We start from the raw sequence: 19,270 nt of genomic DNA on the forward strand, positions 1-19,270 counted from the left end.
CCTTGCAGCAACCGCAGTAGTACCACACTTCCGCCAGTCCTTCCATTGGCAATATACTTCAGATTTTTAAAACATCTTACCCCCATCACTTCAGATGCAAACTATTTATAATGTTGTTTATGATTATTGGAGGAACCATTTTTTCGGATGATCAAAAAAGTATAGGTGACTAATAACATGAATTGGAATAAATTCTCATGAATTTCATATATTTTAATGACGTTAACGTTAACGTCAATTATTAAATAGGAGGTTTTTATGATGTGGCAACTTTGGCTTACTGGTCTGATCGGTGTCTGGCTCATCATTTCTCCATGGGTGTATGGTTTCACCAGCAATGCTGGCGCTTTGTGGAATAGTGTCATTTTTGGAATCATTGTCTTAGTTCTTGCTATTTGGTCAGGCGCGGCGCAAAAAAACAATAATTCTTAGAACAAAATTTTAACTGGCCAGCAGCAGAGTTCTTTCAATTGTCTTTCTCTGCTGTTGGCTAAAAAGATAAATACAAGGAAGAATTGAAGTAATGTACAAAAAGCAGGCATGATAGGTTGATAGAAATTTTGGCGACAAACAAGAGTCACATCTGTAGCATTAGATTCAATAATTTAAGGGAGCGGATGCATTTTGGAATATACGGTTCGTAAGATAAGAACAAAAATATTTACGGGCCCACCAAGTGATGTCGAGGAACAGGTCAATGTTTTTTTAAATACCCTTGACCAAATGAATTTCGTCGATGTTAAGGTAGCAAGTTTGGACGGAGACACCATTTCTATAGTTGTGGTTTATAAGGTCGTGCAAAAACTATAAAGGCTAGTATTCCAACACTTAAATCTTTGGAATAATTTTTGAATGATGTTATTCACATAGTAATCTAATTTATTCCTTTACCTTGAAAAAAGGCAGCTCTTTTTCATTTTAATAGTTAATATAGTTTTGATGCAGAAGGATCAATAAAAAAGAGCTGAATCGCTCTTTTTTTATTTTTCCAGCTCCGCTTTTCCCCATTAAATCTCATCCAAGTATTCTAAATATTCTAGTCCTCAATAGTGGATCCACTGCGAAAGAATAATAAAATTCACTTGATTAGAGATTAATATGCTGGTGATTGAGAAAAATAATTAACTAAAGGGTTGACTGATTTTAAAATTAATAATAAAATGGGGAAAATTCAAAAAAATCAAACGCGATGATTGGGAGTATTAAGGGATATTTATTGTTTAGAGAGCTGTCGGTTGGTGAAAGACAGTCAATAACTCCCCCAACTCACCCAGGAGTGGTAAGGCTGAAAAGTAGGCCTTAACGGTTGATCACCGTAATAAAGTCGTCAAGTGGATTCGTTTGCTTTTTAAACGAATCAAAAAGAGTGGTACCACGTAGGCAAAGCCTGTCGTCTCTTATGAGATGATAGGCTTTTTTTATTGAAAAAGGACAAATTAAATTGATAAAAAGGTGGGCAACAGAATGAAAAATATTGAAAAGTATTCCAGAGGTTATTTCATGCCTCCAGTAAAAAGTTTGAAATGGACGGAAAAGGAGTATATTGAGGAAGCTCCAACATGGTGCAGTGTGGACTTAAGAGATGGAAACCAAGCCTTGGTTGTGCCGATGAGTCTGGAGGAGAAGCTGGAATATTTTCAATTACTGTTAGAAGTAGGCTTCAAAGAAATAGAAGTGGGCTTTCCTGCCGCATCTGAAACAGAATATACTTTTTTACGTACGTTGATTGAGCAGGAGTTAATTCCAGATGATGTGACCATTCAAGTATTAACACAATCAAGAGAGCATATTATCAGAAAAACGTTTGAATCGCTTCAAGGAGTGAATAAGGCTGTCGTCCACCTGTACAATTCAACATCCGTGCCGCAGCGAGAGCAGGTGTTCCAAAAAACGGAGGAAGAAATTATCGACATTGCGGTAACCGGTGCAAAGATGGTTAAGAAATACGCTGCCGAAACGGAGGGGAATTTCCAGTTTCAATATTCACCGGAAAGCTTCACAGGCACAGAAATGGAGTTTGCGCTTGAAATTTGTAACCGGGTCCTTGATGTGTGGCAGCCTACTGCAGATAACAAGGTGATTATCAATCTTCCAGCTACAGTGTCTATGTCAATGCCGCATGTTTATGCAAGTCAAATTGAATACATGAGTGATCATCTAAACTTCCGGGACAATGTCATTCTTTCACTTCATCCGCACAATGACAGGGGAACTGGGGTTGCTGATGCAGAGCTGGGGATGCTTGCGGGAGCACAGAGGGTAGAAGGGACACTGTTTGGTAATGGAGAAAGAACAGGAAACGTAGATATTGTAACACTTGCTTTAAACATGTATTCACATGGAGTAAATCCAAAGCTTCATTTTGAAAATATTTATCACATCCTTGCCAAGTATGAGAAATTAACAAGAATGAAAGTTCATGAAAGACACCCGTATGGTGGAGAACTTGTTTTTACGGCGTTCTCAGGATCCCATCAGGATGCCATCGCAAAAGGAATGAAGTGGCGTGAGGAAAAGGAAAATGAGTATTGGACAGTCCCTTATTTATTGATTGATCCAAAGGATATTGGCAGACAGTATGAAGGCGATATTATCCGTATTAATAGCCAATCAGGTAAGGGAGGTATCGGCTATGTGCTGATGCAGAATTTTGGACTTGATCTACCGGCGGAGATGCGTGAAAGCTTTGGCTATAGTGTTAAAAATGTATCGGACCGTATGCATAAGGAACTTATGCCAAATGAAATCTATGATATTTTCATAAAAGAATATGTCAATATTAATAACCCTGTTGAGTTTATCAATTATCGATTTACTCAGAATGAAAAATATGAAACGACTGTATCAGTCAAGATAAACGGTGAGGCTCACGAATTGACTGGCATCGGGAATGGAAAACTTGACGCCATCAGCAATGGTCTTCGCACCACACTGGGGCTCGATTTTAAAGATTTAGTTTACAAGGAACATGCATTAGAAAGAGGTTCGGAATCTAATGCTGTCTCTTATGTGGGATTCACTGCGTTAGATGGGGCAGTTTATTGGGGCTGTGGGATTGATGCCGATATTATGGCCTCTTCGATAAAAGCACTGTTTAGTGCCGTTAATAACATGGTATCTAGTGTTGAACCTACAATTGGTAAAGGATTTTCTCTTTCAAATAGATAAATTTTGAGATTTAAGATGTGGGCAGCTGTGTCATCTGTTCTAAACAGTGATTCTGGCAGCCCTTTATTCTTGTCTTGTTAGGTAATTAATCTCTATTTTTAAGAAGATAAAACCACAGGATTAAATATATTAAAACAAAGATAGAAAGAGAGTGTAAATCCAAATGAAAATGATTGATGCCCATATTCATTTAGAGCGGTATCCAGATAAAGAAATAGACTTGATATTGGAAAGAACAGATTCGATTGAGGCTTTGCTATCGGTTTCATTTGATCTTGAATCTTGTAAGAAAAATCTTCAATTATCAAGGAAATATCAAAAAATTAAACCTATATTTGGGTTTCATCCAGAACAGAGTCTGCCAACAGAAGATGAATTTTCCAGACTGATTAAATGGATGGTTCAACATCAAGCAGAAATGATTGCTATTGGAGAGGTAGGTTTGCCTTACTATTTAAGGGAGGACCAAAAGGTATCTACATCGCAGTATGGAAAGTATATTGACCATCTTGAAACGTTTGTGGAAATAGCAAGAAAGTGGGACAAGCCGATTGCTCTGCATGCCGTCTATGATGATGCACCGATTGTTTGTGATCTTTTGGAAAAGCATTCAGTGACAAAGGCACATTTCCATTGGTTTAAAGGGGATGATAAAACGATTTCGAGAATGATCGAAGCTGGATATTTTATCTCTGTTACTCCTGAAATTGTTTATAAGGAAAAAATTCAGAATTTGGTCCAAACCTATCCATTAGAGAAAATGATGATTGAAACAGACGGTCCATGGCCGTTCGAAGGTCCTTTTTTAGGAAAAATGACTCACCCTGACATGATGAAGCATTCCATTTCCATGATTGCTAAAATAAAAAATCTTTCAGAAGAAGAAGTTTCCGAAAGATTATTAGAAAATACGAAGTCATTCTATAGTATTTAATCATTTATTTGATCGGATTAGGTTAAAGAAATGTTTCAGCTAACAAAGTATAGCTTTCAATTTTGTCCTGAAAGTCATGGATATTGCTTATAATCATAAATTCCTCCGTTTGGTATTTTTCACTCAACCGAAGAAGTTCGCTTTTAACTTTTTGAGGTGTACCAATAATCATGCGCTTTCGATTTTCTCTAATCTTAATTCGGTCGTCGTAGGTTAACGGTAGGTTCTTTGCTTCTATAATGGAAGGGATCCTGGTATCAATTCCTTTTTCAACTGCTAACAGCCACATATCTTGGCTTAATGCCAATTCTTCGGCTTTTGCCTGTGTTGAGGCACAGACTACAAATACACAAACATTCACCTTTGGCTTCGCCAACAATGGTGATGGTTGAAAATCATTATAATATGTGTTCCATAGCCCGCAGTCCGTGTTCTGGAGTGATAAAATGGCCATAAGTAAAAGCTGTCCCATTTTCTGCAGCCAGCCTTGCACCTCTATGAGTAATTCCCAAAAGCCATACTTCCGGTAAATTTGATGTCATTGGGAATGCTTTAACCTCATGAAAGGGGTGGTCTTCGGGTAATCGGGTCTGTAAAAAACCTTGCAGGTCATATACCTGCCGAGGAAATTCATTTAGGCTTTTTCGTATTCCATCTGTCAATGCGAGCCGCGTGGTCGCGGAACCACCTGGGGAACGTCCGACTCCTAAATCAATCCGGTTCGGAAACAAGGCCTCTAATACTTTAAAGTTCTCGGCAATCTTATATGGGCTATACTGAGGGAGTAATACACCGCCTGAACCGACACGTATTTTCCCAGTCATTGATGCTATATGCGAAATTAGAATTTCTGGAGAGGAACCGGCCATTCCATTGGTATTATGATGTTCCGCAACCCAAAAGCGAATGTATCCTAAATCCTCTGTTAACTGAGCTAATTTTACTGTTTTTTGTAAAGTGGTACTTGCCGAATCACCCTTACATATAACAGATTGATTGAGAACGCTTAATTTCAATGATTTACCCTCCAGCAAACGTGCATAGTTTATGTTGTCTTGTCTAACTTTCCTTATCACATATTTTGGTAAAAAAATAAAGAAGATATAATACACAATTATACCTCCTTCGATGAATAAATTTTATTGTTTATAGAGAATAAAGCTCGAGTACCTTTTCGGTATATGCTTCACCCAGTACTGGTGGAATTCATCCAATACTTGTTTCGCAAAAAGGTCACCTTTACCTTCATCCCTTATTACGCCATAATCCAGTCTGCTTTGATTGGTAGCCTCACTAAGGTGTACACAATTTTCTAAGTCCAATTCAATATAGAATTGCACTTCGACTCCCTCCATATTTGTGATGGCAGCAAGATAATTACCGAATTCTTCAATAAGAACTTCGACCATCCATCCATTTTGTTCACATTCTTTTAAAAATTCTTGATATAATCTGATAAAGGTGTTTAAATCCATTAAGCCCACATCCTTTACTGAATGTTGTATATTTTTCCAGCCCGAAAAATAAGTCACATACAGCAGATCTCTTTTGGAATAAAAAATCGAGATGATCGCTACGGTTTTGGTTCTTTACTTATCAAACTATATGCTATCAAGTAAATGATAAGACGACGTACATGATAGAATAGCTAATTTTTTTAAAAGAAAGGAACTTTCATGGAAACACAACAACATTCTCTAAGTACTGAAAAAAATAGCAATTCCCTAAAGGTAAATCCAAAATACAATTATTATCTATTGCTTAGTATTGTTTTTGGGGGCTTTCTTATTTTTGGTTTATCAGAAAACATAAAAGGTCCAGCTATTCCAATCATCCAAAATGAACTTCATTTAAGTCAGTCCCAAATTGGAATTCTACTAGCCTTGAATTCTTTAGGCTATCTGCTTGCATGCTCATTTACATCAGCACTTAGCAATAAAATAGGGATTAAATGGACGGGAGTCATCGCATTTTTATCTATGGCGTTAGCGGGGTTTGTTATTTTTCTATCAGCCAATTACGCCACTCTCTCTGCTTCGTTCTTTTTATTGTACATTGGCAACGGTGTTCTGGAGATTGGACTAGGAATCATGACGGCTCGAATTTTCACTAAAAATACCGGTGCAATGATGAACCTATCCCACTTTTTTTACGGGCTTAGTTCAACCGTTGCTCCGACTATTGCAGCATCCATAATGGGCTGGAATGTTTTTGGTCAAGAAATGGGGTGGCGGGGGATGTACCTCTTGGTGTTACTATTATCACTGCTGCCAATTGTTCCTTCGCTGTTAGGGAAAATTCCAAAAGAAACGCATGAAGTGGAAGAAACTACTTCCTATCATTCTCTAATCCGTGACCCAGTCGCATGGCTTATCGTTGCCGTTCTGTCTTTCGGTGTGGTCTCCGAGATTGCGATTGGAAGTTGGCTTGTACAGTTTTTGGTAAAAGCCTATAAATGGAACATTAACGATGCATCTAAGATGTTATCTATGTTTTTCCTGTTTTTTATGCTCGCCAGGCTCTTTTTAGGATCTGTAACGGATAAAATTGGTTTTACCTTATCGATCTTTATTGCCTCAGCCTTTTCAGGCATATGCGGCCTTGCTGCCATTTTGACCGGAGAAAAAGGGGCGATTTTATTTGCCATATCAGGAGTGGGAATTGCGTTAATATATCCAACTGTCATGGCACTTTTAGCAAAACGCTACCCAAAAGGTACAGGTACTGCGATTACATTTACTGTTACATTAATGGGGATTGCCAGTGTAATAGGTAATCTAATGATAGGTTTTATTATCGATTTAGTTAGTAAGATGTTCAAAAGTGATGGTGGAACTGTGAATGAGGTAGTGGGATTACAGGCAGGATACGGATTTATTGCTTCTCTAGCTCTTGTTTGTTCGGTGTGCAGCATCGTCCTATATATAATTCTCAAAAAGAAAGATGAATTAATTTAAAGTTTGCTGTCGGTTTAGTGCTGGATACGATTCAATCAGTTCTCTTATAATAAAAAGGGTACACCACGGATTAACTGTGTGTGTACCCTTTTTTGGTTGTCTGCATTTCATTTTTGAGATTACGTTTTTATCTATTCAACTCTTTTTGTATATCTGGATGATTCATGAGAATTTCATTGCCATAATAATAACTAATCGTTAGGGCAAGGACTAACCCAATATAAATCAAAAATAATTGCAGCTTCGTTTTTCTATCTGTTTTATAATAACTTTTCGTTAACAGGATATTTTTTTTATAGGCTGATAATTTTTTTTCTAATTGGTTAAGAATATCTAAAATGACTTGGTGATTGTCATGGATAGCTTCTTCACTCAGATTATAAGTACCAGACAATTGTTGTAGATAAAGATCCTTTTTCATTTTTTCAATTTCCAAAGCCAGTGTATTTAATAGCTGACAAATCTCTAGATTTGCGATTTTCCATTTTGCCTTTCTAACCATGTCATAAGTCGAATCTAGAGAATGAGATTCTAGAGATACATTCTCCATTAGAATTTCGAGTTCTTGAACTTCTAGTTGATCATCCTTTAAACGTTTTTGTTTTTTATATAATTTGTACCATTCTAATGAACCCAGGATGACAATGATAAAGCCTATGAAGCTAAGATTGTAAATGGAGTAAGCCAATAACAAAATGATTCCTAAACCCCATAGCTTAGTACTAATCCCAGCGGCAATCCTTCCGCCATCTAATGGAGTAATAGGGATCAGATTAAATAAATTGATCATCCCACCCAAAATAATCAGAAGCGCCCAGAAAGGTTCATGTGTATATATATACAAAGGAATCGCCGGCAAAAAGGATAACAATCCAAATAAAGGCCCCATATACGCTAAATAGCCCTCATCCTTTGCGCTTTTTGGCATTTCCTTCATCCCAATAACCGCCCCCATAAAAGGAATAAATATAGCTGGGCTGACGGGAAGTTTAATCCTTTTCGCAGCATAGGCATGACCCATTTCATGAATAAATAATAAATAGACGATCGCTACGGCAAACTTCCAGCCAAAAATGAAGGCATAGGATCCGAGCGTAATAAACATGCTTAAAAGTGTTTGAAGTTTAAGGAATTTTAAGACTACGAGAACATATTTTAATTTCCCCAATAGTACAGCACCAATCGTACCAATTACTCCTAAAGAGGTTTTTTTGCCGCTTTTGATTTTCCTTTTTATCAAACAAACATCTCCTTTAAAAACCGTATCATTTGGATAAGCGGAAAATTATTTGTATATCTATTATACAAGAAGGAATGGGAAAAAAAGTTAACAATTAAGCAAGTATGAAGATAAAATTTGAAGGGAATAAAGTGAATTTTTTAAAACTATTGGATAACTTAAACAAGTATAGAAAAAGCAGGTTGAGGTGAATTTACATATGGTATCAAAGAGACACAAGGTATTTGATCTCGCTATCATCATGATTCCGTGGTTTTCGTTATTATTTATAGGAAAACGTAGTTTCAAGAGCTATTCTTTAAACTCATGCGCGAGAGGGGCATCTTTCAATAGTAGAACCATCGAAAATACGACACTCAAAATGTTGTTGACAAATAACTTTATTAGTATTAAGATTATCTCATATTCAAGATATGTTAATTCGAGATTTATGGGAGGTGAGTGAAATGGAGAAGAAATGCACGAATTTGCCCTTTCTGCTATTAATGCAAACATCAAAAGCTGTTCATGATCGAATTAAGGAAGAAATGTCAAAAAACAAGCTAAATATTACGGAATTCTCGGTTTTGGAAGTACTTTATCATAAAGGGAAACAAACCATCCAGCAGATTGGTAACTGTATTTTAATCTCAAGTGGTTCCATGACCTATGTGATAGATAAGTTAGAACAAAAAGGGTTATTGAATAGAAGTGACTGTCCAAGTGATCGAAGAGCTATCCATGTTTCATTAACTGAAGATGGAAATGAATTTATGGATAAAATTATGCCTAAATATCATCAGGTAGTGGATGATATGTTTGATTCGTTAGATTCCGAAGAGGCAGAGACATTGGTTCATTTGTTGAAAAAGGTAAGGAATAAAGTTTAATTTTTTTAATAATTACCTCGAATTCGAGATAAAAAAACACTTAGGAGGATTTTAAGATGATAAATATTGGTTTATTAATTATTCGTTTAGTAATAGGTTTACTTTTTGTGGGACACGGGGCGCAAAAGCTATTTGGCTGGTTCGGCGGTTACGGTTTAAAAGGAACAGGCGGATGGTTTGAGTCGATTGGAATGAAGCCAGGCGTAACCATGGCACTTTTTGCAGGATTAGCTGAACTTATTGGCGGAATTTTGTTTGCTGTGGGTCTTCTGACGCCGCTAGCTGGTATCATAATTGCTGGGACTATGGTAATGGCAATCGTGAAGGTACATGGTGCCAATGGATTATGGGCAACATCAAATGGCTATGAATATAACTTAACCTTGCTAGCGGTTACGATTGGTATAGCGCTAATAGGTCCTGGTCAGTATGCTATAGATACATTTTTATTTTAAATATCTTGAATTGGAGATTCTTAAATTAATATGAAAATTTAAGGTTTTAATGTTTGAACTAGGAACAAAATAAACAATGAATGTTGAAAAAGGAGTGTTCCACCATGACTAAAAAAATAATGGGTATCCATCATATCACAGCCATTGTCGGTCATCCTCAAGAAAATGTGGATTTCTACGCTGGAGTTTTGGGATTGCGTTTAGTGAAACAAACAGTCAATTTTGATGATCCAGAGACTTATCACCTTTACTTCGGGAATCAAGGTGGAAAACCAGGAACCATTATTACATTCTTTCCATGGGCTGGGGCTCGTCAAGGAATCATTGGTGATGGTCAGGTTGGAGTTACTTCATATGTTGTTCCAAAGGGTTCGTTTGTGTTTTGGGAACAAAGACTCGGAAAGTTCCAAATTCCTTTTACGAAAATCGAACGTTTTGGCGAGCAATATCTGGAATTTGATGATCCACATGGACTTCACTTGGAATTAGTGGAAAGAAAAGAAGGCGAAATCAATCCGTGGATCTTTGGTGAGGTAACACCAGAGGTTGCTATTAAAGGTTTTGGCGGAGCGACCTTATTATCAACCCAGCCTAACCAAACCGCTGAATTGTTAGAAAAGGTATTAGGTCTTGAAGTGATCGGGAATGAGGGAGATTTCACTCGGTTCCGATCTACCGCCGATATTGGCAATGTGATTGACCTTAAATTAACGCCGATTGGACGCGGACAAATGGGGGTAGGAACCGTACACCATATTGCCTGGCGGGCCGTGGATGATCAAGACCAATTGGATTGGAAACGGCATGTTGCAGCTAACGGATATGGGGTCACTCCTGTCAAAGACAGAAATTATTTTAATGCGATTTATTTTAGGGAACATGGTGAAATACTATTTGAAATTGCGACAGATCCTCCAGGATTCGCACATGACGAATCATTTGAGACCATGGGTAAAAAATTAATGCTTCCGGAACAGTATGAACAATATAGAGGTCAGATTGAGAAAGGCTTGATGCCTTTTGAAGTAAGAGATTTAGATGATTGATGACGCAATCTTGAAAAATAATACAAAGAGGGTAGTCAACAGCCTTGATTGACTACCCAAGCGTGCAAACTAAATCAAAGACGGTTGTTAATATGCCTGATTGACGACCTAAATCTGAAAAATAATTCATTGCCAGTCGTCAATAAGCCTCGTTGAAGACACAAGTCTGGAAAATAAATCAATGCCGATCTTCAATAACCGAACCAATTCCAATATGTCCGGAAAATGGAGATGTAATTTATTTACGATTTTTTCTTATGTATAAGCTTATTCCTATTTGTCACTAGAGGAGGTTGTTCTAGCCACTTCTTTTGAACCAAAATATCAAATGTTTCTTTAGCGTAGAGCATTACCTCTGCAATAATTTTAGTATATTGAGCTGTGAGGTCGGTTCGCATAGACACTGACATTGCGTGCGAAATTAAGCTAATATCAACAGAATTCAATGCATTTATCATAGAAAAAATAAGTTTATCTGAAAAAGGTGACAAAGTAGAGTCCGTTACTTCCATGTTCACGGTTACGGTTCCAAGAAGGTCTTCCTTCATTAATAAATTGTTAAAAAAAGAAATTTGATTTTCACTAAGAGTTTTACCCCTCATAATGTGGTCTATCAGTTTCTTATCCTTTATCACTTGAGCAAATCCAATCATGATAAGAACGGAAAAGTAATTCCGCTCAATGTTAAAGAATATTTCGGATAATTCAATGGCATTCAAGGGACGTTTATTTCCTATCATTCCCGATAGAAAAGATTCCTTCTGAACAAACTCAATTTCTTTTGGGTAGGTCATTTTAGGCGGGCGATCATAAATGCCTTTAGACAACATCATCTTCACTGCTTTACCGAACATTTCAGAAGAGGTATGAATACACTCTGTAAAAAAATCAAGTACATCAAGTCTGACATTGTTTGACGCAGTATAGCTAAAATTAATCATTCCCAACCGATTCATCATGTAAATGTAACTTAGAGCAAATGCATCATTAAATAAAGGTGGAGCAGACAAATTCAAATCCCCTTCTGAAAAAGCAGCAGGCACAGGAAAATTTTCGGCAAGGTAGATATTTTTTATTTTATTTAATCGCCCTTGTGAAATTTGTAAAGACTCTTGTGCTAACGGAATAATATCTTCATCCCGAAGGTGATGCAAAAAATAAATTAGGAAACAAGTACTCATGCTCTCTTGAAAAAAAACACCCCAAAGACCACCGATTTCAGTGCAAGTCAGTTCAATATATACTTCCTTTTTATCCCGTTCCAATTCATTAAACCCTTCCTAAATATATTTTTAGGATTAGTATCTCTTGAGGGTCTAAGAATTAACCTCAATATTATTTCAAAAACAAAAATATTCATTTATAGGATGATTACTAGATTAATAGTCAGTTGACATACCAACTGTTTTCTTTTTGCCTAACAAGTTGACCAATAACACACCTGAAACGGTAACAATTCCTCCAACAATAGAAAGAGTACTTGGAAGCTCTTGAAGCCATATCCAAGCCACCAAAATCGCAAATACTGGCTCAATATAAAGAAGGGTTGAAACCGAGCTTGCATTTCCCATAGATAGCGCAATAGCCCAAGTTACATATGCTATACCGGCTGGGAATATCCCTACATAGATCGCTGACATATTGGCTTCTACCGTCGCATGTTGAATTCCCTCAATCAAGCCAGGTGAGAAAAATAAAAATGGCAGCGTTCCTGCCCAGGTAAAATAAGCCGTTAATTCTATCGGCGTATAGCGTTCAAAGAGTGGTTTTTGTAAAACAAAAAAAACAGAAGTCGCTAACGCAGCAACTAACACAAAGATAATTCCTGGAGAAAACGTCCATGTGTCATTTGAACCGAGGGTAATAATGGCTATACCGGCAAAACCAATAAAAAGTCCAATCCAACCCATTCGCCCAAGCCGCTCTTTTAACACAATTATTGCAATAATGGTGGTAAAAATGGGTGAAGAAGCTATCAGCATCGCAGCGGTTCCAGCAGAAACAGTTTGCGAACCAAAGGTTACTCCAATATGATAGGTGCTAATTCCAATCCATCCCAAGAGTAAAAGTCGAATCCAGTCTCTCTTGGCTGGAAATCTAAATTTCACCCCGGGAATGAGCGCATACAGGACAAATGAAAAAGAGGCAATTAAATAGCGAAATAATACCAAATGTCCTGAAGAATAGCCTCCTTGCAAACTTGCACGAATGGCAGCAAATGCTGATCCCCATATAATTACCGTTATCATTGCCATAACAAACGCTTTTTTATCCATAAAAATCCCCTTTATAATACAAACTCCTTTATCTAAAATGCCCTTTTTTATTATAACATTTCAGTAAATTAAAAATGTTTATCAACATAACAACATGGAATGAAAAATCGACTTTTGCAGAAAATAATATAGCAACAGGAAAACCAAAAGGGAGGTACTAAAATGCCCAAAGTAGAAGTTTCTTGTGCGATTTCGAACTGTACGTTTTATGGCGATGGAAATGTTTGTACTGCTGATAAGATCATGGTTGAGTTAGATAACCATGCAAGATATGATACTGAAATGTCGTCTGAGTTAGGCGAAAAGAACCATCAGGATACAGCTGATCATTCAGCGGAAACCTGTTGTAAAACTTTTAAACCAAAACGGGGCTGATTTGAAAGCATTCATCGTAATCAGGTGAATGCTTTTCTGATTAGAATGAGAGTAAAGGGAAAAGTTAATCCACATTCTTGTTGATTATGTCATTTTTAGTATAAATAATCCAAAGGTTAAGGTAGAATATAGTATTAAATAATGAAAATTCAGATATTTTGTTTTTTAGAGGAGGACGTAAATGTTTGATCCACAAGATATCGCTAGGAGACTGCCCTTTGGATTTATAGTAGTGAACAGTAAAGGCAATATAACCTTTGCTAACGAAATTTGTGAGAAGTTCCTCGATTTACAAAAATCCAACTTTATCCACGATTTATTACCGGGCAGTTCTATCATTAAGGTAATTAAAGAAGGAAATTTTGAGATCACCAATCATGACCTAAACCAAAGTATGCTTATAATGAATTTCCCAATAGTAAAGAAAGAATTAGGGGCCATTCTATTTTTCCAAGAAGATGTTTTTCAAGATTTTGTCCATAATTTACCTAAAGTAATAGAATTAAAGCAAGAGTTGGAAGCGATTATGAACTTAAGCGGTGAATTAGTTACTATTACAGATTCTAGTGGAATCGTATTACGGGTAAATAACACATGTGAGCACTTTTTTGGAGTAAAAGAAGTTGACGTTGTTGGGAAATCTACCAATTACTTAGAAAAAGCAGGGGTCATTAATATTTCCTCCACCCAGCAAGTCTTAGAAAAGCAGCGTAAAATCACGATGCATCAAACCACTAAGTCGGGACGTCGTTTAATGGTGGAAGGCCATCCAATTTTTCATGAAGATGGATCACTGAATAAAGTAATCAATATTTCTAAAGATGTGACAGAAATATCTAATCTTGAAGAAAAGTTGCAAGAAACGAGAGATTTGCTAGATTACTATCAGAACGAGTTAAGCCATCTACAAAAACAGACTGAACAAATGGTGTTCAAATCGCGGGCAATGGAAAAAGTTTACGAACTGGTTTGCCGGGTGGCCAATGTGGATGCTACGATTTACCTTCATGGTGAAACAGGGGTAGGGAAAGAGGTGTTAGCAAGAACGATACATCAATTAAGTAATCGAAAAAAAGCCCCTTTTATTAAAGTCAATTGCGGAGCGATTCCTGAAAGTATTATGGAATCAGAGATTTTTGGATATACGAAAGGTGCCTTTACTGGTGCAAACAAAGAAGGAAAAAAGGGCTTAGCTCTTGCAGCTGATAAAGGAACATTATTTTTAGATGAAATTGGAGAGTTACCTCTAAGCCTGCAAGCGAAATTATTGCAGCTATTACAAGAGAAACAATTTACTCCTCTTGGTGGAACTGAACCGGTTCAAGTCGATGTCCGATTTATTGCAGCAACCAACCGAAATTTAGAAGAGATGGTGAAGAATGGTTCCTTTCGAGAGGACTTGTATTACCGCTTAGTCGTTATTCCAATCAACATTCCTTCCTTAGCGGAACGGAAGGAGGATATTCCTTTTTTGATTAATCACTTTACCGAGATGTTCAATCAAAAATATAGATTAAATAAATCCTTTGATCCTGAGGTGATTCAAAGTTTTATAGATTTTCACTGGAAAGGAAATGTCCGTGAACTGCAAAACACGGTCGAGCGGTTAATCGTCACCTCTCCTCTTCAATTGATAGAATTGAAACATCTCCCGGATCAATTTTCGCCATCTTATATATCACAAACAAGAAAAATAAGGGATGGTGTAAATCTGAAGGAAGAAGTGGAACGATATGAGAAACAGCTTCTTTTGCAAGTCCTTGAGACATCAGCAACGATGAAGGAAGCAAGTATTAAGTTAGGAGTTGATGCATCGACCATTACACGAAAAGTGAGGAAACACAAAATTAACGTTGCAGAATTGCAATTTCAATTGTGAAATTGCAATTTTTTATTATCCGGTGCCAAGATTGATTATTTTGAAAATTTGGAAATAAGTCATTGCCAAAATGCAATTACTTGGAAACCTAGGAAAAACAAAAGTCCTTTATTTATCCCATTTTCAAACTTGGCATACTTCTTGCAAATATAAACGTGTAAGCAAAATAAGGAGGTAAGGGTGAATGAAATTATTTGGCGTAGACGTCGGAGGAACATTTACTGATGTAATATTTACAGACACGGAAAAAAGAAATACTTCTATTCATAAAGTTCCCACAACATTAGAGGATCCATCCACGGGTGTAGTCCAAGGGATTCTGGAACTTTGTGAACGTCAAAACATTGACCGGACAGAAATTGATCATGTTTTTCATGGGACCACAATTGCCACTAATGCCATCCTTGAGAATGATGGTGCAAAGACAGGAATGATTACGACAAAAGGATATCGGGATATCATTCATATTGGCCGGCACCAGCGTCCACAAAACTATTCGATTATGCAGGAAATTCCTTGGCAAGATCGTCCACTCGTTCAAAGAAGACACCGGTTAACGGTCTCTGAAAGAATGGGTCCAGTTAAAGATCAGGTTATTGCCCCACTTCATGAAGAAGAAGTTCGAGGCGCTGTCGCTACACTAAAGGAGTCAGGCGTTGATTCTATTATCGTTAACTTCTTATTCTCCTATATCAACCCACAACATGAACAAAGAGTTAAAGAAATTATCGAAGAAGAATACCCGGAAGCATTCATCACGATTTCTTCTGATGTTTCGCCACAGTTTCGTGAGTTTGAACGATTTACTACTTCATCAATTAACGGCTTTATCGGGCCAAAAGTAAAAAGTTATATTCAAAACCTAGAAGTAAGGTTAAAAGAATCCGGAGTCCCGGCTGAATTACATATTATGTGCTCAAATGGAGGAGTGGCCACACCTAAAACTGTTTCAGAAAAACCGGTTAACACACTGCTTTCAGGTCCGGCAGCGGGAATTTTAGGCGGTGCTTGGGCCGGTGAACTGACGAACAGAGAGAAGTTAATTACCTTTGACGTGGGTGGTACGAGTGCAGATATCGGCATTATCACCGGTAGCGGCTATAGTGAATCCTCTGCTCGTGATACATGGATTGCCGGATATCCTGTAATGGTTCCGATGATTGACATCCATACGATTGGAGCAGGCGGCGGCAGTATCGCCCATATTGATGAAGGTGGTGCTTTTAAGGTTGGGCCAAGAAGTGCCGGTTCGAGGCCAGGTCCTGCTTGTTATGGACATGGCGGGACAAAGCCGACCGTGAGTGATGCCAATGTCGTGTTAGGACGAATAGATGAACATAATTTTCTAGGCGGCGAGATGAAAATATATAGCAATGCGGCTTATAAAGTGATTGATGAGCTAGCAGAAAATTTAGCTTTGAGCAGAGAAAGAACGGCAGAAGGTATACTTCAAATCATGAATAATAATATGGCCAATGCGATTCGTGAAAAAACGATTCAAAAGGGTGAGGATCCAAGAGAATTCTCCTTGGTTGCCTTTGGTGGAGCAGGACCACTTCATGCTGTAGAGGTAGCACAAATCTTAAATATCCCAGAGGTCATTATCCCGTTATATCCTGGTATCAATTCAGCTACTGGACTATTAACAACGGATCTAAAGTATGACGTAATCAAGACAGAATTTATGTTAAGCACTCAATTTGATTTTATCGGGCTTAATGAAGACTTTATTGCGTTAGAGAAACAAATCAAAAGCCAATTAAAAGACGATGGAGTAGAGGAGGAGCAGGTTCAAATTCTCCGCAGCGCGGATTGTCGATACGCCGGTCAAGGCTATGAACTGCGGGTCGATCTGCCAAGTGGAGTATTAGATCAAGAAACTATCGTTGAAGCATTAAATAACTTCCATGAAATTCATAAGGGAGAATATGGCCATAACTTCCTTGATAGCCCAATCGAATTCGTCAACATTCGTGTGACAGGGCTAGGATACATGCCAAAAATAGAGAAACAAGCTGTCCATCATCAACATCAATTGGAGGATGCTCTGTTAAAGACTGGTACAACAATTTTTAATATTAACGGAAATCTTGAAAACGTTGAAACCAAGTTTTATCAGAGAGAAAAAATTCCGGTTGAAACAGAGTTCGCTGGCCCTTGTATTGTGCTTCAAAAAGATACGACTACTGTTATTCCGCCTAATTGTACAGCGTTTATCGAGGAGTTTGGAAATATGATTATCAAGGTAGGTGTATAAATGATGACACAGACTCAAGTTGGAACAGAAGTAAAAAAAATTGACCCTATCACAGTTCAGGTCGTGCTTGGAGCTTTAGAAAACGTAGCAATTGAAATGGGACATAAGCTGGCAAGAATGTCTTATTCTAGTATTATCAGAGAATCGGAGGATTTTGGCTGTGCCCTTGTCGATATTAAGGGACAACAATTATGTGAATCATCTCATAGTACTCCACTTCAGTCCGGCCCAATCCCAGGCTATGTGAAGGGAATTCGCCAAATTATGGAGGAAAGGAATGATACCTTCCAGCCTGGTGATGTGATTATGCATAACTCTCCATATCATGGCGCGTCCCATGGGCCTGACGTCGGGTTCTGTATCCCGGTATTTTATCAAGATAAGCTGATTGGCTTTTCGATGACAACCGCCCATCATCTAGATATTGGCGCCTCCACACCAGGAAGCTGCGGGATTGTTGATGCGGTTGATGCCTATGCTGAAGGACTTCAATTTAAAGCCATCAAGGTCTATGAAAAAGGAACAAAAAATCGCTATGTTTGGGATATATTAATGGATAATATTCGTGCTCCAAAATTGGTTGTCGGGGATATGGAAGCCCAAATTGCTGCTGCTAGAATCGGAGCGCAGCGATATATCGAAATTATAGAAAAGTATGGTTTAGAAACGGTTGAAGCTGCCACAGAGGAATTGATGAATTACTCTGAAAGAATGATGAGAGATGCAATTAACAAACTGCCAGATGGTGAATATTCAGCTGAAGGGTTTTTGGATGGATACTTGGATAGCGACGACCCTTCTAAAAAGGATTTAAAAATTGCGGTAACGGTGAGGGTCAATGGTAGTGATCTAACGGTTGATTTAACAGGGACTTCACCTCAGGTTTCTGATAGACCGATCAATATGCCTTTAATTGGTACGGTGGATATTGCCATATATTTGACATTGAGATCTATTTTATTAGATTCCACCAAATATGGGAACTTCCCACAAAACTCTGGTTTAACACGGCCAATCAATATCGTGGCACCAAAAGGTACTATGTGTAATCCGATATTCCCAGCCCCAACCATTGCTCGTTTTAACTCAGGTAATATTGTGGCGGATACACTAATGAAGGCATTGGCCCAGGTAGTTCCACACCAAGTAAGTGCAGGAGTAGGTAACCTTCAAGTAGTGGCATTTAGTGGAAAGACAGAAGATGAAAACTATTGGGTTTACATGGATATTATGGAGGGCAGCTATGGCGGCCGTTACGGTAAGGACGGTATGGATGCCGTTGACACGTTGTACGCTAACACTAGGAACAACCCAATTGAGGATATCGAATCGCACTATCCATTACGAGTAAACCGCTATGAACTCAGAGATTATGATAGTGCCCCGGGTAAATGGCGCGGAGGGATTGGATCTGTTCGGGAGGTTACCTTCTTGAGCGATGGAAGTTTCTCTGTTGAAGCAGATGGGCACAAATTTGCCCCGTGGGGTTTTGATAAGGGACAATCAGGTTCTGTTGGCGGTTTATCCATCCGTAAAGAGGAAACAGGTGAAATCGTAAACCTGCCATCGAAGCTTCCGAACCGAACGGTTTCAACAGGCAGTACGATTCAGTTAGTAGGGCCTTGTGGCGGGGGATATGGAAACCCATTCGAGAGGAACCCAGAGAAAGTCTTGTCCGATTATTTTGATGGATATATCACGAAAGAAAAAGCTCTTTCAGATTATGGGGTCGTGATAACTGTTGAAGAAACCATTGATTATGACAAGACGGATGTGCTAAGAAAAAATAGCTAGAGCTAACATACATTTCAGGA

At 38.0% G+C, this 19,270-nt stretch carries 16 protein-coding genes, 1 pseudogene and 1 other annotated feature; of the genes and pseudogenes, 12 read left to right on the forward strand and 5 right to left on the reverse strand.

Translation table 11 applies throughout. From position 1 onward, the window contains the following. The first annotated feature begins 258 nt into the window (after positions 1-258). The 4 genes from ACZ9EE_RS27645 (at position 259) to ACZ9EE_RS27660 (ending at position 4,102) form a co-directional block, all read left to right on the forward strand. On the forward strand, positions 259-432 hold the full coding sequence (locus ACZ9EE_RS27645) for an SPW repeat protein (RefSeq protein ID WP_476031764.1): 174 nt from the start codon (positions 259-261) through the stop codon (positions 430-432). Positions 433-624: 192 nt separating this feature from the next. Further along, positions 625-810, forward strand: a complete 186-nt coding sequence (locus ACZ9EE_RS27650) for a sporulation protein Cse60 (protein ID WP_476031765.1) — start codon at positions 625-627, stop codon at positions 808-810. Positions 811-1,180: 370 nt separating this feature from the next. After that, positions 1,181-1,401 (forward strand) — a binding site (T-box leader). Positions 1,402-1,464: 63 nt separating this feature from the next. Next, a complete protein-coding gene (locus ACZ9EE_RS27655; RefSeq protein WP_476031766.1) occupies positions 1,465-3,168 on the forward strand; it encodes a 2-isopropylmalate synthase in 1,704 nt (567 codons plus the stop codon). A 163-nt stretch (positions 3,169-3,331) separates the two neighbouring features. After that, positions 3,332-4,102, forward strand: coding sequence for a TatD family hydrolase (locus tag ACZ9EE_RS27660; RefSeq protein ID WP_476031767.1), 771 nt, complete (start codon positions 3,332-3,334; stop codon positions 4,100-4,102). A gap of 22 nt (positions 4,103-4,124) precedes the next feature. Here the strand turns inward: ACZ9EE_RS27660 and ACZ9EE_RS27665 are convergent. Then, positions 4,125-5,118: pseudogene (locus ACZ9EE_RS27665) on the reverse strand (LLM class flavin-dependent oxidoreductase). Between the two features lie 123 nt (positions 5,119-5,241). Beyond that, positions 5,242-5,577, reverse strand: a complete 336-nt coding sequence (locus ACZ9EE_RS27670) for a hypothetical protein (protein ID WP_476031768.1) — start codon at positions 5,575-5,577, stop codon at positions 5,242-5,244. A 201-nt stretch (positions 5,578-5,778) separates the two neighbouring features. Here ACZ9EE_RS27670 and ACZ9EE_RS27675 point away from each other — a divergent pair, with 201 nt between their 5' ends. Next, positions 5,779-7,059 carry an MFS transporter gene (locus tag ACZ9EE_RS27675; RefSeq protein ID WP_476031769.1) on the forward strand — a complete coding sequence of 427 codons (1,281 nt, stop codon included), beginning with the start codon at positions 5,779-5,781 and terminating at the stop codon, positions 7,057-7,059. A gap of 127 nt (positions 7,060-7,186) precedes the next feature. On the opposite strand, the gene ACZ9EE_RS27680 is transcribed toward ACZ9EE_RS27675, so the two are convergent. Continuing rightward, complete coding sequence (locus tag ACZ9EE_RS27680) at positions 7,187-8,296, reverse strand: site-2 protease family protein (RefSeq protein ID WP_476033124.1); 1,110 nt, start codon at positions 8,294-8,296, stop codon at positions 7,187-7,189. A 449-nt stretch (positions 8,297-8,745) separates the two neighbouring features. Here ACZ9EE_RS27680 and ACZ9EE_RS27685 point away from each other — a divergent pair, with 449 nt between their 5' ends. From ACZ9EE_RS27685 to ACZ9EE_RS27695, 3 genes are all read left to right on the forward strand, one after another. Further along, a complete protein-coding gene (locus ACZ9EE_RS27685; RefSeq protein WP_476031770.1) occupies positions 8,746-9,168 on the forward strand; it encodes a MarR family winged helix-turn-helix transcriptional regulator in 423 nt (140 codons plus the stop codon). A gap of 56 nt (positions 9,169-9,224) precedes the next feature. Further along, entirely contained in the window at positions 9,225-9,623 is a 399-nt protein-coding gene (locus ACZ9EE_RS27690; RefSeq protein WP_476031771.1) for a DoxX family protein, read from the forward strand. Between the two features lie 104 nt (positions 9,624-9,727). Then, entirely contained in the window at positions 9,728-10,669 is a 942-nt protein-coding gene (locus ACZ9EE_RS27695) for a ring-cleaving dioxygenase (protein WP_476031772.1), read from the forward strand. A 242-nt stretch (positions 10,670-10,911) separates the two neighbouring features. On the opposite strand, the gene ACZ9EE_RS27700 is transcribed toward ACZ9EE_RS27695, so the two are convergent. Next, a complete protein-coding gene (locus ACZ9EE_RS27700) occupies positions 10,912-11,934 on the reverse strand; it encodes a DUF3231 family protein (protein ID WP_476031773.1) in 1,023 nt (340 codons plus the stop codon). A gap of 114 nt (positions 11,935-12,048) precedes the next feature. After that, positions 12,049-12,945 carry a DMT family transporter gene (locus ACZ9EE_RS27705; protein WP_476031774.1) on the reverse strand — a complete coding sequence of 299 codons (897 nt, stop codon included), beginning with the start codon at positions 12,943-12,945 and terminating at the stop codon, positions 12,049-12,051. 162 nt (positions 12,946-13,107) lie between these two features. Here ACZ9EE_RS27705 and ACZ9EE_RS27710 point away from each other — a divergent pair, with 162 nt between their 5' ends. From ACZ9EE_RS27710 to ACZ9EE_RS27725, 4 genes are all read left to right on the forward strand, one after another. After that, complete coding sequence (locus ACZ9EE_RS27710; RefSeq protein WP_476031775.1) at positions 13,108-13,320, forward strand: DUF1540 domain-containing protein; 213 nt, start codon at positions 13,108-13,110, stop codon at positions 13,318-13,320. Between the two features lie 181 nt (positions 13,321-13,501). Next, a complete protein-coding gene (locus ACZ9EE_RS27715) occupies positions 13,502-15,199 on the forward strand; it encodes a sigma-54 interaction domain-containing protein (protein ID WP_476031776.1) in 1,698 nt (565 codons plus the stop codon). Positions 15,200-15,383: 184 nt separating this feature from the next. Then, entirely contained in the window at positions 15,384-17,456 is a 2,073-nt protein-coding gene (locus ACZ9EE_RS27720; RefSeq protein WP_476031777.1) for a hydantoinase/oxoprolinase family protein, read from the forward strand. 3 nt (positions 17,457-17,459) lie between these two features. Beyond that, positions 17,460-19,250, forward strand: coding sequence for a hydantoinase B/oxoprolinase family protein (locus tag ACZ9EE_RS27725; RefSeq protein ID WP_476031778.1), 1,791 nt, complete (start codon positions 17,460-17,462; stop codon positions 19,248-19,250). Positions 19,251-19,270 lie beyond the last annotated feature (20 nt).

It is taken from the genome of Bacillus sp. URHA0034, assembly GCF_056280405.1.

What these genes read in the sequence shown, in the direction of transcription:
- ACZ9EE_RS27645 (WP_476031764.1), top strand. Translation starts at nt 259, where the DNA reads ATGATGTGGCAACTTTGGCTTACTGGTCTGATCGGTGTCTGGCTCATC.
- ACZ9EE_RS27655 (WP_476031766.1), top strand. Translation starts at nt 1,465, where the DNA reads ATGAAAAATATTGAAAAGTATTCCAGAGGTTATTTCATGCCTCCAGTA.
- ACZ9EE_RS27660 (WP_476031767.1), top strand. Translation starts at nt 3,332, where the DNA reads ATGAAAATGATTGATGCCCATATTCATTTAGAGCGGTATCCAGATAAA.
- ACZ9EE_RS27670 (WP_476031768.1), bottom strand. Translation starts at nt 5,577, where the DNA reads ATGGATTTAAACACCTTTATCAGATTATATCAAGAATTTTTAAAAGAA.
- ACZ9EE_RS27675 (WP_476031769.1), top strand. Translation starts at nt 5,779, where the DNA reads ATGGAAACACAACAACATTCTCTAAGTACTGAAAAAAATAGCAATTCC.
- ACZ9EE_RS27685 (WP_476031770.1), top strand. Translation starts at nt 8,746, where the DNA reads ATGGAGAAGAAATGCACGAATTTGCCCTTTCTGCTATTAATGCAAACA.
- ACZ9EE_RS27690 (WP_476031771.1), top strand. Translation starts at nt 9,225, where the DNA reads ATGATAAATATTGGTTTATTAATTATTCGTTTAGTAATAGGTTTACTT.
- ACZ9EE_RS27695 (WP_476031772.1), top strand. Translation starts at nt 9,728, where the DNA reads ATGACTAAAAAAATAATGGGTATCCATCATATCACAGCCATTGTCGGT.
- ACZ9EE_RS27705 (WP_476031774.1), bottom strand. Translation starts at nt 12,945, where the DNA reads ATGGATAAAAAAGCGTTTGTTATGGCAATGATAACGGTAATTATATGG.
- ACZ9EE_RS27710 (WP_476031775.1), top strand. Translation starts at nt 13,108, where the DNA reads ATGCCCAAAGTAGAAGTTTCTTGTGCGATTTCGAACTGTACGTTTTAT.
- ACZ9EE_RS27715 (WP_476031776.1), top strand. Translation starts at nt 13,502, where the DNA reads ATGTTTGATCCACAAGATATCGCTAGGAGACTGCCCTTTGGATTTATA.
- ACZ9EE_RS27720 (WP_476031777.1), top strand. Translation starts at nt 15,384, where the DNA reads ATGAAATTATTTGGCGTAGACGTCGGAGGAACATTTACTGATGTAATA.
- ACZ9EE_RS27725 (WP_476031778.1), top strand. Translation starts at nt 17,460, where the DNA reads ATGACACAGACTCAAGTTGGAACAGAAGTAAAAAAAATTGACCCTATC.